The sequence below is a fragment of the uncultured Lactobacillus sp. genome (genome assembly GCF_944327175.1).
GTDB lineage: Bacteria > Bacillota > Bacilli > Lactobacillales > Lactobacillaceae > Lactobacillus.
The window spans coordinates 20,180-32,864 of record NZ_CALVGT010000048.1; the positions used below are offsets into that span (position 1 = coordinate 20,180).

Genomic DNA, 12,685 nt, shown 5'->3' on the forward strand with positions numbered 1-12,685 from the left:
ATCTAAAAAGCATAGCACGCGAAAAAACGAGGCAAGCCTTTCGGCTTGTCTCGTTTTTGCTTGCTTCACGCTTATTTTGTTTATTCTAAAGAGTCTAGGGTTGCCTTCATCGTCGCGGCTGAGGCCTGCATCTTGGCCAATTCGCTGTCATTTAACGGCAATTCTAGCACGTGGCTGATCCCTTGCCCGTTGATGATGGCCAGGGTGCCCAGGTAGATCTCGTCCTTGATCCCATATTCCCCATGCAATGGCGCGGAAAGCGGAAGGGCCAGGTCGTTGTTTTCCAAAATGGCGGCCACGATCTTGGCTAGCATCATAGCCACGCCATAGTAGGTCGCGCCCTTTTTGCCGATGATCTCGCCGCCCTTTTCCCGGACGTGGGCTTCAATCTCATCCAAGGCTGCTTCTGTCATGCCCGGATAGTCGAGCAAGGGCTTGCCATTGACCACGGCACTTGAGAAGTTCTCAAAGCTGCTGTCGCCATGTTCGCCCAGAACCCAGGCGTTGACTGATTCAATTGGTACTTGCAGCCGCTTGGCCAGTTCCACCCGCAAACGGGCTGAGTCCAGGGAAGTCCCGGTCCCGATGACCCGCTTCTTTGGGAAGCCGGACAGCTTCTGGGTCAAGGTGGTCAAGATGTCAACCGGGTTGGCGGAAACGACGAAGATGCCGCTGAAGCCGGAAGCTACGACTGGATCAATGACGCTCCGCAAGATGGCTTCATTCTTCTTGATTAGGTCAAGGCGGCTTTCACCTGGTTTGCGGGGCACGCCGGCCGTAATGACTACCACGTCAGCGTCAGCCGCGTCGCTGTAGTCGCCAGCTCTCAGCTTGGTCTGGCCCGTAAAGTAGGTTAGGTCTTCCAGGTCCAGGCAGTCGCCCGCGGCCCGGTCTTTATTTAAATCGCAGATGACCAGTTCGTCCACCCGCGTCGTTTGCAATAAATCGTTGGCAAAGTTGGAGCCGACAGCACCATCGCCAACCAGCAGGACTTTTCTATTCATATTTGTTCCTCCCTCAGGGAAATTCGTTAACCTTATTATAACTGAATTTGAGCCAAATATTTCCCGGGAAATAAAAAACGCGGCCCAGAGGACTGCGTTTCTTAGAAATGTGATGTGATGTGATAAAACTTAAGCTTGCTACGACAAAGTAGTTTGCTTGGCGACGCCTGTTAGTGATAGGAGTAGGGGCGCCGCATGTGATGAGTAAGGAAAAAATAAGTTTGTCTGTCTGTAAGAGACAGGAACCGAAAAATGTTGAAATACATATCTGAGTTCAGAGCCAGCCCTTGCCTATAAAAAAACAAGTAACATAATAGAAAAGCAAAAGCATGGCGACTGGGCTGCTCATGAACCTGTTAAGAGCTACACCAACCGGTGGCATGCTCGGATCGCCACCCGTCAGTAGTACCGAAAATTATAACGACTGAAGGAGAAAAAATGAGAAAAATAACTAGCCGCATAACCTTCGAAAAATATAATACTACGCTTTATGTTAATAATCAAAAAAATAGCTCACTTTTTTGATTATTAAAAATCATATCTTTCTGTAAGCGGTTGGAAGGAAATGAAAACTGCAAAAAATTAAGCTTGTGACTTTGTAAACTTTCAGAAAAGATAGCTGACTAAAGAAAAACGGCTCCAGCAGAGCTGAAGCCGTGACATGGTAGATATTCTAATTCTTGTTTATTTTTTAGTTTGCTTACTTTTTGTATTTCCTGTCTTAAGCTGCCCCCTTCTTGGCCTGGATTTCCTTGAGGCCTGGCAGGGTGATCATGACCAGGAAGCTGATGATATAGAGGGCGGACAAGAAGCCCATGACCACGTACAGGTTGTAGTGGTCCATCAAGGCACCGATGATGACGGAGGAGAAGCCCCCGATGGCCCGGCCGGTATTCATGATCAAGTTATTGGCCGTGGACCGGATTTCAGTCGGGTAGAGCTGGCTGATTACCGCCCCGTAGCCACCGAACATCCCATTGGAGAAGAAGCCGGTCAAGGCTCCGGCCAAAAGCATGGCCCAGTAGCTGGTCACGTTGACGATGGCAAAGACCACGACCGCGCTGCCCAAAAGGAAGATGCCGAAGGACCAGCGGGGACCGATCTTGTCCATGATCGTCCCGAAGACCATCATCCCAATGCTCATGCCGACGATGGTAGCGATCATCCAGTAAGAAGAGCCGGAAACTGACATGCCCTGCTTCTTCTGCACGATTGACGGCAGCCAGTTCATCAAGCCAAAGTAGCCGGCGATCTGCACGATCGTCATCAGCATCAGGCCCAGGGTCTGCAAAGCCAGGCGGGGCGTCTCAAACAAGCGGCCGAAGGAGATCTTTTCACTCGTTTCTTCCGCCTTCTTGTGAGCGGCCAAAAATTCATCGCTTTCTTTGACGTGGCGGCGGACAAAGTAGGTCAAAACAACCGGCACTACCCCAAAGAGGAAGAGGGTGTTCCAGCCGTAAGCCGGAATGATCCAGGCAGCTAGAAGAGCAGCCATGATAGACCCGATTTGGCCGCCCACGGCCGCCACCGAACTGGCCCGGCCAATTTGATTAGCCTGGAAGTTTTCCGCGATCAAGGCAATCCCGACCCCGTATTCACCGCCGGCCCCGATCCCGGCTAAGAAGCGGAGGGCATAGAGGGCGGTGATGTTGTGGACGAAGTAGGTCAAGCCAGTCGCAATGGCAAAAAGAAAGATCGTATAGCTGAAAGTCTTGACCCGGCCGATACGATCTCCTAGCAGCCCAAAGAGCGCGCCACCGAAGAACATTCCGAGGTTGGTAAAGGTTCCGATCCAGCCGCCGGCCGCGGAGCTGATGTGCATCTGCGCGATGATTTCCGACAGGGAGAAAGACAGGAACATGACGTCCATGTTTTCCAGCAGGAAGCCGGATGACATGGAAGCCAAAACCCACTTTTGGTTAGTGGACATTGAGCTGGTATTATCCATTATTAACTTATACCTCCAAAATTAATGCTCACGGACATTACTTATTTTGTATCGGTACCAATTATTTGCGTTTTCCTTAAGATTGTCAAGGGGCCTTGCAAAACAATCGTTATTTAATTGCTCAGTCCGGTCGCCAACCGGCGGGGAAGGGGGGCAAAGCCAGACCTGGCTTTCGGTTTGAAGAAAGACAGAAAAACATGAAGTGAGAAATGTAATTTACTGATATCCAAGAGATGCCTCGCATAAAAATTTGTCTGCTGATTAAGTATCACAATTTTACTCTATTGATTCCTAAGATTTTAATAGATTTTCTCTAATCATAATTTGCCGGCGATAAACTGTTTTTTAATCAGATGAATCTATTAATAAAAATGAGTATTCTATTATAAAGTGTAAACGGTTTACTGTATACTGAAATTAAGTGAGAAAAATAACAAAAGGAGTGAAAACTATGTCAGCTAAGAAGCACAGATATGCCGCCACGGCTTCTACCGTTTACTTTTCATACTTTATGATGGGGATTGGAATGTCCCTTCTGGCCCAGTTCAAGCCCCAGTTTGCCAGCCTCTGGCATTCCTCAATTTCCGGAGTCTTGAGCGTGGTCAGCGCGGTTGGGATCGGGGGGATCGTCTCCATCTTGATCACTGGTCCTATTTCGGACCACTTTGGCCGCCGGGCCTCAGCCGTCATCGGTCACTTATTGTGGGCTATTTACTATATCGGCCTGCTTTATGCCCCGAATTTTGCGGTTGCCTACATCATCGGGATCCTGGGCGGGATCGCCAATTCCTTCTTGAACGCGTCCAACTTCCCGGCCTTGATGGAAATCTTTCCAGAAAGTGCCTCAGTAGCAGGCCTCATGTCTAAGTTTGCCATCAATATCGGCCAATTCTGCCTGCCTTTAGCCATCCTGCTGGGGACGGCCCTGGGCTCTGGCTACCGGACCGTCTTCATGCTGGCCGGCATTTTGTACATCGTCATGGCCTTGATTCTGGCCTTTTCACCCTACCCAGACCAGGTCACTGGCCCGAAAAAGCAGGAAAAAGCCAAGCACAACTTCAACCTGGGCGTCTGGAGCCTGGTTCTGATGGGCTTCACCTCCACGGCTGCCTTCCTGCTCTGGATCAATACCTACCAGGAACTGGCCAAGTCCTACGGGATTGCCAACCCCAGCTCCTTGCAGTCAGTCTACGCGGTTGGGGCCTCAATTGCCGTCCTTTTCAACTCCTTTATCATTAAAAAAGGAGTCAAGGAAATCGACATCTTGATCTGGTACCCCCTGCTCAGCGCGGCTGGCCTGCTTTTGGCCTACTTCATCAAGGCCCCGCAAGTGCTCTACCTGACCAGTCTGGCGGTCGGCTTCTTCGCGGCCAGCGGTCTTTACCAGCTGGGTCAAAGCGTCCTGGGCCAGATGTACCCGGACATGAAGGCGACCGTCCAGTCTTGGGGCGGTTTCTTCTCAGCCTTCGCCAACTTTGCCATCATCCAGCTGGCGGCTTCCATTACGGCCCGGACTGGCGCGGCTGCCCCGCGTTTGATCCTGCTTTTGAACGTGGCCAATATGCTGGTCGGTACGGCTTTGGCCTTCGTAGTCAAGCGGGTTGGCCAGAAAAAACAGGGTAAGGCTGATTAATACATTATTTTCAATAAAGACGATCTATTAATAAAAAGACCGGGACTTATTTTTTTAAGTAACCGGTCTTTTTATAATGAAAGCGATTGTAGAAAAATAATTAGCAGGAGAAGATCTCATGAGCAAAGAAACACTTAAAGCGCAAGCACAAGGCCGTAACGGAGAAATCGACTTTGACATCGAAATTGAAAACCGGGAAATTTCCGACATTAAGGTAACCAAGAGTTCAGAAACCAAGGCTGTCTTCAACCAGGCCTTCGGCCAGCTCCGCGACAACGTTCTGGCTGCCAACAGCTTCAACGTTGACGCTGTTTCCGGGGCAACCATTATGACTAAGGCCATCCTGGAATCCGGCCAAAAGGCGCTGGATGAAGCAGGTCTCATGCCAGCACCTCGTCCAGTTGACAGAAGCCACAAGGCTGTTACTTTAGATGTTGATGTAGCTGTTGTCGGCTCCGGCATGGCCGGCCTCATCGCTGCCTGCCGGGCCTTGTCCATGGGCAAGAAGGTCGTTGTTTTGGAAAAGAACGGCTATGTCGGCGGGGCTTCCATCTTAAACGGGTCCAACGTGACCGCTACCGGGTCAAAACTGGCCAAGAAACTCTTCGGCTCTTTAGCTGAAGAAGACTCAGCCCAGCGCCTTTTTAACGACATCACCAGAGAATGCCGGGGGACCAACTACCCTGAAATGTCCCACCTGCTGGCTGACAACATCGGCAAAGCTATCGACTTTATCACTGACTTTGCTGGCTTGACCTACCAAAAGGCGGAAACCCAGACCATTGAACACAGCGTCAACCGGCAAGTGGAAATGCCAAGCCAAAGCTCTTACGAAGTCGTAACCAAGGTGGCTGATGCCTTTAAGAGCAAGGGCGGGATCCTTTTGACCGACGCCCGAGTTGAAGAATTAAAGAAGAACCCTGCCGGCGTTTTGACCAGCCTGGTTGCTGAAGGCAAGCACCAAACCACCACGGTCAACTTCAAGTCCTTGGTATTAGCTGCCGGTGGCTGGGGAGCCAAGGACTTCAAGGAACACAAGACTGACATTCCTTACTACGGGCCAATGACCTCAACTGGTGACTACTTCGGCTTTGCCAAGGGCATGAACCTGGTGACCCGGAACCTGGACTGGTACAAGGTTTACCCGCACGGCTTGGAAGTTGAACCTGGTATTGCCAAATTGACTACTTACTCAACTAAGGAAGCCAGCGACATGGGGGCAATTTTTGTCAACCGGGCTGGCAAGCGGGTGGTCAACGAAAGCCTGCCTTACACCCACTTCCGTGACGCGATCGCCAATGAAAAGGACAAGACCTGCTTCGTCTTGATGGACCAGCGGATCTGGGACCGCTACTACGAACTGATGCTTAAGTACGGCTTCACCGCTGAAGAAGTCCAAGGCTTCTTTGCTAATGATGGCAAAAAGAGCCCGGTTCTGGTCAAGGGTGACCTGGCCACTGTAGCGCAAAAGGCTGGCATCGACTACGGCAACTTGAAGGAAACCTTCGACCACTACCAGGAATACGCCAAGGCTGGCCGCGATCCGGAATTCGGCCGCGACGCCAAGTTCCTTCACGAGCTGGAAGGCGACACTTACTACGTCATTGAACAAAAGCTCCGTTTCTGCACCACCATGGGCGGCTACGAAGCCACTAAGGACATGCAGCTTCTGGACAACGACTTTAAGCCAGTAGCCAACTTCTACGCTGCCGGCGAACTGGTTGGCGGGGCTAACGGCAAGGACTCAATGCCTTCAATGATGAACTCCTGGTCCTATGCTTCCGGTTTCGTGGCTGGTACGGCAGCTGCTGACAATGCCAACAACTACGACGTTGACGTTGTTACCAGCGCCAGCCATGCTCCGGCTCCTAAGCCAGAAGCAACCTCCGGTGCCAGCCACTAATATTGCTAACAATTCACAATTTTTTCTCCCAGGCAAAAAAAAGGCTATGTGAAAACGTACACTTTGTTCTTTTTTGGCCACGGGAACCTTCTTCCTTACAAAAACTTGCTAAAAAAGCCCAAGCTGATGCTTGGGCTTTTTCTTTTTAAACCAGCTTATGTTCGTTATTGTAATGCTTCCGGCAGTAGGATTTGATAAATTGTTCGAATCTGGTTATGGCTGGGGTCAAGAAGTGGTCGGACTTTTTCACGACAAAAATCGGGTGAACGCCGACATTTTCATCAATGTGCAAGAGCTTGACCGTCCGTGGGTCCAGCTGGGGCAAATGCGGCACGATGGCTACCCCGTAGCCCCAGTGAACGAAGCCGATAATAGTGTGGTCTTCCATGGACTCCATGATGATCTTCGGTTTGACGCTGGCGTCAGCAAACATCTTGTCCAGGCGGGGGCGCAGGCCGCTGTTTTTGCTGTAGTAGATCATCGGGAACTTGGCCAAATCAGCCAGGGAGACAGAGTCCTTTTTGGCTAGAGGATTGGAGAAGGGGACGACAGCCAGCATTTCCTGGTCAATCAGGTGGGAGATGTCGACCTTGTCCTCCAGGCCAGGCAGGTCAGGGACTGAGGAGACGACCAGGTCCAGGTCATCATTGACCAGCTGGTCAACCAAATCGTCAGTGGTTCCCTGCACGAAGGAGAAGGAAATGTTCTTGGTGTCTTTTTCCTGCTTAAATTTATAGATCAGCTGGGGAATCAAGTCCTGGCCCATGGTAAAGGTGAAGCCGACCCTGATATGGCCCCGGTTGACGTCCAGCAATTCAGCGATGTACTCGCCGCCCCGGTCCAGGTCGCTCAAGCCGCTTTTGACGTATTCCAGGTATATCTTGCCGTAGTTGGTCAAGCGGATGTTCCGGCCTTCTTTTTCAAAAAGGGGCACGCCGAGTTCTTCCTCAATGCTGCTGATAGCATAGGACAGGGAAGGCTGGGAGATGCCCAGCTTTTCGGCCGCCTTGGCCATGTGCTCCGTCTTAGCCAGCTCGACGAAGAAACGCAAATGTCGAATGTTCATGTTTACCTCCGAATTATGGACAACAGGTTTCCATGCCTATATTATACCGTTAATCTAGAATTGATAAAATGCTTTTATCAATAATTTTGCTTTGCCTTATTTATCACGAAGACTGAAAACGATAACATAATAGTGAATTGAGAAAAAAGTAACTTGTTAAAAGTTTAAAGGAGATTCCAGAAATGGCAGACAAAAGAAACAACGAGATTGAAGAAACGAAGATTCAAGGCGTTAACGGCCCAATTACCGGCTGGCTTGACGGGCACACGATTTTGGTCGGCTTGATGGCTTACCCGATCCGCCACACCATGTCACCAACCATGCACAACAACGCTTTTGCCAAGTTGGGCTTGAACGGGGCTTACCTTTGCTTTGAAATCGACAACGAAAAGCTTCCAGGTGCTATCGACGCTATCCGAACACTGGACATGCGGGGCTCAAATGTTTCAATGCCTAACAAGAAGAAGGTCATTCCTTACCTTGACAAGCTGGACAAGACTTCACAAATGTGTGACGCCGTAAACACCATCGTCAACGAACATGGCGTTTTGACCGGCTACACCACTGACGGCATGGGCTGGCTGCGGGCCTTGAAGAAGGACGGCCAAGACGTTAAGGGCAAGATCATCACTTTGGCCGGTGCCGGCGGTGCCGCTACTCCAATCGCTGTTACTGCTTCCCTGGAAGGCGCCAAGGAAATCCGCATCTTCAACCTGGACGACGACAAGTGGGCACAAGCAGTCAAGAACGTTGAAACCATCAACAAGGAAACTGACTGCGTAGCCAGCGTTCACCACTTGGAAGATAAGGAAGACTTCAAGAAGTCAATCGCTGAATCAGACATCTACTGCGACGCTACCAGCGTAGGGATGAATCCATTGCAAGACCAGACTTTGGTTGAAGACCCATCATGGTTCCACGAAGACATGGTTGTTTCCGACACTGTTTATGCTCCACGCAAGACCAAGCTGATGGAAGTTGCTGAAAAGGCCGGCGTAAAGCACATCTACAACGGGATCGGCATGATGATCGAACAAGGTGCCGCTGCCTTCAAGCTGTGGACTGGCAAGGAAATGCCAACCGACTACATCCAGGAAATCATGGATGCCAACAAGTAATCTGTAATTTTTAACCAGCAAACTTAATAGAAATTGGTTTAAATCAATACCTTCTGCAGCTGAATATTTGCCGACAGAAGGTATTTTTGGAAGGACAAAATCATGAAAAAGAACAAGTACATGATGACTGCCTTCATGCTGTACATGAACTACTTCGTGCACGGGATGGGCGTTATTATTATCTCACAAAATGCATCCAGCCTGGCCCAGCAATGGGGTACGACCGCGACCGGTGCCATCGCCGTGGTTTCCTCACTGGGTATCGGCCGGATCATCAACCTTTTGATCTCAGGTATCCTGTCTGACAAGTTCGGCAGAAAGCCATTCGTGCAACTGGGGATCGTCTTCTACCTGGTCTTCTTTGTTGGCCTGCTCTTCTCTAAGAGCGTGGCTGTGGCCTACATTCTGGGGATCTGCGCCGGGATGGCCAATTCCTTCCTGGACACTGGTACTTACCCAGCCCTGATGGAAATCTTCCCAGCTGCCAAGGGGACTTCCAACGTTGTTTTGAAGGCCTTCATCTCTGGTGCCCAGTTCCTCTTGCCATTCATCGTCAGCGGCCTGGCTGCTGCTCACGCATGGTACGGCTGGTCAATCGTTATCCCAGCTGCCATCCTGGTTATCACCTTCATCTACTTCCTCAAGGGTGCCTTCCCGGACTCCAAGGCAGTTGCTGAAGCTGAAGAAAAGAAGGCTGAAGAAGCTGAAGCTGCCGCAGCCGGCGACAAGCCAGTTGTTAAGTCCGACAAGTGGCTGGACGGTACCTTGTTCATCCTTTACGGTTATATTTCTCAAGCTACCTTCTACATGGTTAGTCAAATGCTGACTCAATACGGGCAACAAATCAGCCACATGAACGACGGTGCTGCCCACGCCCTGGTTTCCTGGTACTCACTTGGTTCAATCTGCTGCGTTCTGTTTACTGCAGTGATCGGCCGCAAGTTCAAGGAAGTGCAATTGGTACCAATTTACACCTTGGGTGCCTTCCTCGCCATCTTCTTGATGTGGGCATACCCAGCTAGCGCGGTATTGATGGGCATTCTGGCCTTCGCCGTTGGTTTCTTCGCCGCTGGTGGCGTAATGCAGCTGGGCTTGACGGTTATGGCCGACTTCTTCCCAGCTGGCAAGGGGACAGTTACTGGCTTCTTCTACACTGCCGGTTCAATCGCTTCTTTCACTATTCCTTTGGTAATCAACGCTTTGCCAGGGATGAGAGAAGTTATGTTCTTTGACGTGATCGTTGCCCTGCTGGGCTTCGTGGACACGACCATCATCGCTATCCGTTACAAGAAGCTGTTTGGTTCACTGAAGAAGTAATTTTTTAAAAAAGCAAAAACAGAAGGTATTAATATGACTACTGTAAAAGTTAGAAACATTGTTTTAGGCGAAGGCCTGCCAAAGATTGCCGTGCCAAACGTTGGCGTGACCGAAGAAGAAATCCTGGCTTCAGCCAAGGAAATCGCGGCTGCCAAGCCGGACATCATGGAATGGCGGATCGACTACTACGAAGCCGGCATCAAGGACAATGAAAAGCTGATCGCTACGGCCAAGGCTTTGCGGGACGCGGTTGGCGAACTGCCAATCCTGGTTACTTTCAGAACCAAGAACGAAGGCGGCGTCCTGGAACTCGGTGAAGACGAATACCTGGATCTGGTGGCTACTGTAGTAACCAACCGCTTGGGCGACGCGGTTGACATCGAACTTTTCCACGATGAAGAAAGAGTCAAGGACCTGGTTAAGCAGGCTCACAACTACAATGTGGTAGTTATCATGAGCAACCACGACTTTGAAAAGGTGCCAACCAAGGATGTCATCGAATTCCGCTTGAAGAAGATGGCTGAATTGGGTGCTGACGTGCCAAAACTGGCCTGCATGCCGCACAGTGCTGACGACGTTTTGACTCTTTTGAGCGCTACTAATAACGCCCACAAGGCACTTTCAACGCCAATCATCACCATGGCAATGGCCGACTTGGGCAAGGTCAGCCGGATTGCCGGCCAAGTCTTCGGCTCCTGCCTGTCATTCGGTGCCGTTGGCAAGGCTTCAGCACCTGGCCAATTGTCAATCGAAGACTTGAGAAACGCTGAAAATTACTTGGAATTGCGCTAATAACCAAGAGAAACGCTTTTCCAGAAAAGAAAGCTCCCGTATCAATCGCGATACGGGAGATTTTTTGGCGGGGATATATTTTTTAGTCGCTTAAATCTTCACCGTCACTGTCTTGCCCTCTTCACTGATTTGGTCCTTGACCCCGATGCCGTTTTCCACTATCCAGAGCGGCTTGTGGTAACCTCACTTTTTTTAATTTGCCAAAATAAAAACCCGCAAGCCAGGATCTTCACGTAAAAAAGTATAGAAAGAATCCTGTGTATGCTTGCGGGCTCATGCCTAGTCGAACTAGTAACACACCTGGTTTAAGCGAAAAAAGAACCTACCAGAAAAAATCAAGGAGCACTGGCAACTAGTGCCAGCGGCTGATTTCGTGATAGGTTCATGCCTGATTTAACAGTAACACGCTTAAGACATTTATTATGATAGCGCTTCCCAAAAACGCTGTCAATAGAAAGTGTGGAATTTTTTTATTTTTACCGGTGAGTGACCCGCCAGATATGAAGAATCAAGTAAATCTGGTCATCGGCAGACAAAGTCCAGTCGGCCTCGCGCTTGAGCTATTGGGCAATCCGGTCAACGGTGTCTTTATTGCTGGGAAAACAATAGAAAAAGTTGATTGATAAAAGTGGCAGAATGCCTTTCTTTATAAGCTGGCAAGCGCTAGCATATTTTTGAAAGATAAAAACAAAAGGAACAGTAAAAGATGACTGACGAAAGAAACAATGATATTTTACCGGTAAAAATCAACGGGATTACCGGACCGGTGACAGGCTGGCTGGACGGGCACACAATCTTGCTGGGCCTGTTCGCTAATCCAATCAGACACTCAGTTTCACCGACTATGCACAACAACGCGATGGCTAAGCTAGGCTTGAATGGGGCTTACCTCTGCTTTGAGATCGGGCCGGACCGGATCGGGGACGCGGTCAAGGCCTTGCGGACTTTGGATATGCGGGGCGCCAACGTATCTATGCCAAACAAGAAGGAGATCATCCCTTACCTGGACAAGCTGGACCCGGCAGCGGAAATTTGCGGGGCAGTCAACACGGTGGTTAATGACCATGGCTTTTTGACTGGTTATACCACTGATGGGACTGGCTGGCTGCGGTCATTAAGAGAAGATGGCCAGGACGTTAAGGGGCAGGTCATGACTTTGGCCGGCGCTGGGGGGGCAGCGATTCCAATTGCCGTCGCCACGGCTATGGCTGGGGCCAAGGAGATTAGAATTTTTAACATTCACGATCGCAACTGGGAACCGGCCAAGGGCAAGGTAGCCGCGATCAATGAGGCGACTGCCTGCGTTTGCAGCTTGAACCCGATGGAAGACAAGGAAGCTTTCAAGCAGTCGATCGCTGAATCCGGGATCTACTGCGACGCGACCGGGGTAGGGATGCCGCCGCTGGACGACCTGTCACTGGTGGAAGACCCATCCTGGCTGCATGAGGACATGGTTGTCAGCGACACGGTTTATGAACCGCGGGAGACCAAGCTGATGCGGATTGCCAAAGAGGCCGGCGTCAAGCACATCTATAACGGTCTGGGTATGGTGGTCGGCCAGGGGGCAGAGTCCTTCAAGCTCTGGACTGGCAAGGAGATGCCGGTTGACTACATTAAGGAAATCATCGCTAAGGCGTAAGAAAAGCGGGCAAGGCAAACTTGTCCGCTTTTGTTGTGCTTACTTTTTCTTGAGCAGATTCTTGTACATAGGCCGGTCTGCCTCGGGGATACCCAGGAGGTCCATGGCTCCGTCTGGAGTTAAGTTGGTGGTGCTCAGAATGTTGATTAGGTGGTCTCTAGTCACCTTCTCAGTAGTTTCTTTAGTAACTTCTTTAGTAACTTCCTTGGTTACCTTTGCAGTAACTTCCTCAGTCGTTTCCTTCTTGGCCTGGTCAAGCTTGACC

The 12,685-nt window shown here is 50.3% G+C and carries 10 protein-coding genes; 6 read left to right on the top strand and 4 right to left on the bottom strand.

Going from position 1 to position 12,685, the window contains the following annotated elements; genetic code table 11:
• Positions 1-80: 80 nt before the first annotated feature.
• Both Q0J41_RS06110 and Q0J41_RS06115 read right to left on the bottom strand, forming a co-directional pair.
• Entirely contained in the window at positions 81-1,004 is a 924-nt protein-coding gene (locus tag Q0J41_RS06110) for an L-lactate dehydrogenase (protein ID WP_296227394.1), read from the bottom strand.
• 721 nt (positions 1,005-1,725) lie between these two features.
• Positions 1,726-2,952, bottom strand: a complete 1,227-nt coding sequence (locus Q0J41_RS06115; RefSeq protein ID WP_296227396.1) for an MFS transporter — start codon at positions 2,950-2,952, stop codon at positions 1,726-1,728.
• Between the two features lie 451 nt (positions 2,953-3,403).
• Here Q0J41_RS06115 and Q0J41_RS06120 point away from each other — a divergent pair, with 451 nt between their 5' ends.
• Positions 3,404-4,585 carry an MFS transporter gene (locus Q0J41_RS06120; protein ID WP_296227398.1) on the top strand — a complete coding sequence of 394 codons (1,182 nt, stop codon included), beginning with the start codon at positions 3,404-3,406 and terminating at the stop codon, positions 4,583-4,585.
• 118 nt (positions 4,586-4,703) lie between these two features.
• Complete coding sequence (locus Q0J41_RS06125; protein ID WP_296227399.1) at positions 4,704-6,488, top strand: FAD-dependent oxidoreductase; 1,785 nt, start codon at positions 4,704-4,706, stop codon at positions 6,486-6,488.
• 145 nt (positions 6,489-6,633) lie between these two features.
• Here the strand turns inward: Q0J41_RS06125 and Q0J41_RS06130 are convergent, their stop codons facing one another.
• A complete protein-coding gene (locus tag Q0J41_RS06130) occupies positions 6,634-7,554 on the bottom strand; it encodes a LysR family transcriptional regulator (protein ID WP_296227403.1) in 921 nt (306 codons plus the stop codon).
• A gap of 182 nt (positions 7,555-7,736) precedes the next feature.
• On the opposite strand from Q0J41_RS06130, the gene Q0J41_RS06135 reads away from it, so the two are divergent.
• The 4 genes from Q0J41_RS06135 to Q0J41_RS06150 all read left to right on the top strand — a co-directional run bounded on the left by Q0J41_RS06135 (position 7,737) and on the right by Q0J41_RS06150 (position 12,420).
• Positions 7,737-8,672 (top strand): shikimate dehydrogenase, encoded by a 936-nt coding sequence (locus tag Q0J41_RS06135; protein ID WP_296227405.1) that lies wholly within the window; start codon positions 7,737-7,739, stop codon positions 8,670-8,672.
• Positions 8,673-8,774: 102 nt separating this feature from the next.
• Positions 8,775-9,989 carry an MFS transporter gene (locus tag Q0J41_RS06140; protein WP_296227407.1) on the top strand — a complete coding sequence of 405 codons (1,215 nt, stop codon included), beginning with the start codon at positions 8,775-8,777 and terminating at the stop codon, positions 9,987-9,989.
• 33 nt (positions 9,990-10,022) lie between these two features.
• The gene (gene aroD, locus Q0J41_RS06145; RefSeq protein ID WP_296227409.1) at positions 10,023-10,781 is read left to right on the top strand and encodes a type I 3-dehydroquinate dehydratase; all 759 of its coding nucleotides are present in this window, start codon (positions 10,023-10,025) and stop codon (positions 10,779-10,781) included.
• A 706-nt stretch (positions 10,782-11,487) separates the two neighbouring features.
• Positions 11,488-12,420, top strand: coding sequence for a quinate/shikimate dehydrogenase (locus tag Q0J41_RS06150; protein WP_296227412.1), 933 nt, complete (start codon positions 11,488-11,490; stop codon positions 12,418-12,420).
• A 39-nt stretch (positions 12,421-12,459) separates the two neighbouring features.
• Here Q0J41_RS06150 and Q0J41_RS06155 read toward each other — a convergent pair.
• Positions 12,460-12,685, bottom strand: a 226-nt coding sequence (locus tag Q0J41_RS06155) for a hypothetical protein (RefSeq protein ID WP_296227415.1), incomplete at its 5' end; no start/stop codon positions are given.

Coding starts and splice junctions, on each gene's coding strand:
- Q0J41_RS06110 (WP_296227394.1), bottom strand. CDS start 1,004: ATGAATAGAAAAGTCCTGCTGGTTGGCGATGGTGCTGTCGGCTCCAAC.
- Q0J41_RS06115 (WP_296227396.1), bottom strand. CDS start 2,952: ATGGATAATACCAGCTCAATGTCCACTAACCAAAAGTGGGTTTTGGCT.
- Q0J41_RS06120 (WP_296227398.1), top strand. CDS start 3,404: ATGTCAGCTAAGAAGCACAGATATGCCGCCACGGCTTCTACCGTTTAC.
- Q0J41_RS06125 (WP_296227399.1), top strand. CDS start 4,704: ATGAGCAAAGAAACACTTAAAGCGCAAGCACAAGGCCGTAACGGAGAA.
- Q0J41_RS06130 (WP_296227403.1), bottom strand. CDS start 7,554: ATGAACATTCGACATTTGCGTTTCTTCGTCGAGCTGGCTAAGACGGAG.
- Q0J41_RS06135 (WP_296227405.1), top strand. CDS start 7,737: ATGGCAGACAAAAGAAACAACGAGATTGAAGAAACGAAGATTCAAGGC.
- Q0J41_RS06140 (WP_296227407.1), top strand. CDS start 8,775: ATGAAAAAGAACAAGTACATGATGACTGCCTTCATGCTGTACATGAAC.
- aroD (WP_296227409.1), top strand. CDS start 10,023: ATGACTACTGTAAAAGTTAGAAACATTGTTTTAGGCGAAGGCCTGCCA.
- Q0J41_RS06150 (WP_296227412.1), top strand. CDS start 11,488: ATGACTGACGAAAGAAACAATGATATTTTACCGGTAAAAATCAACGGG.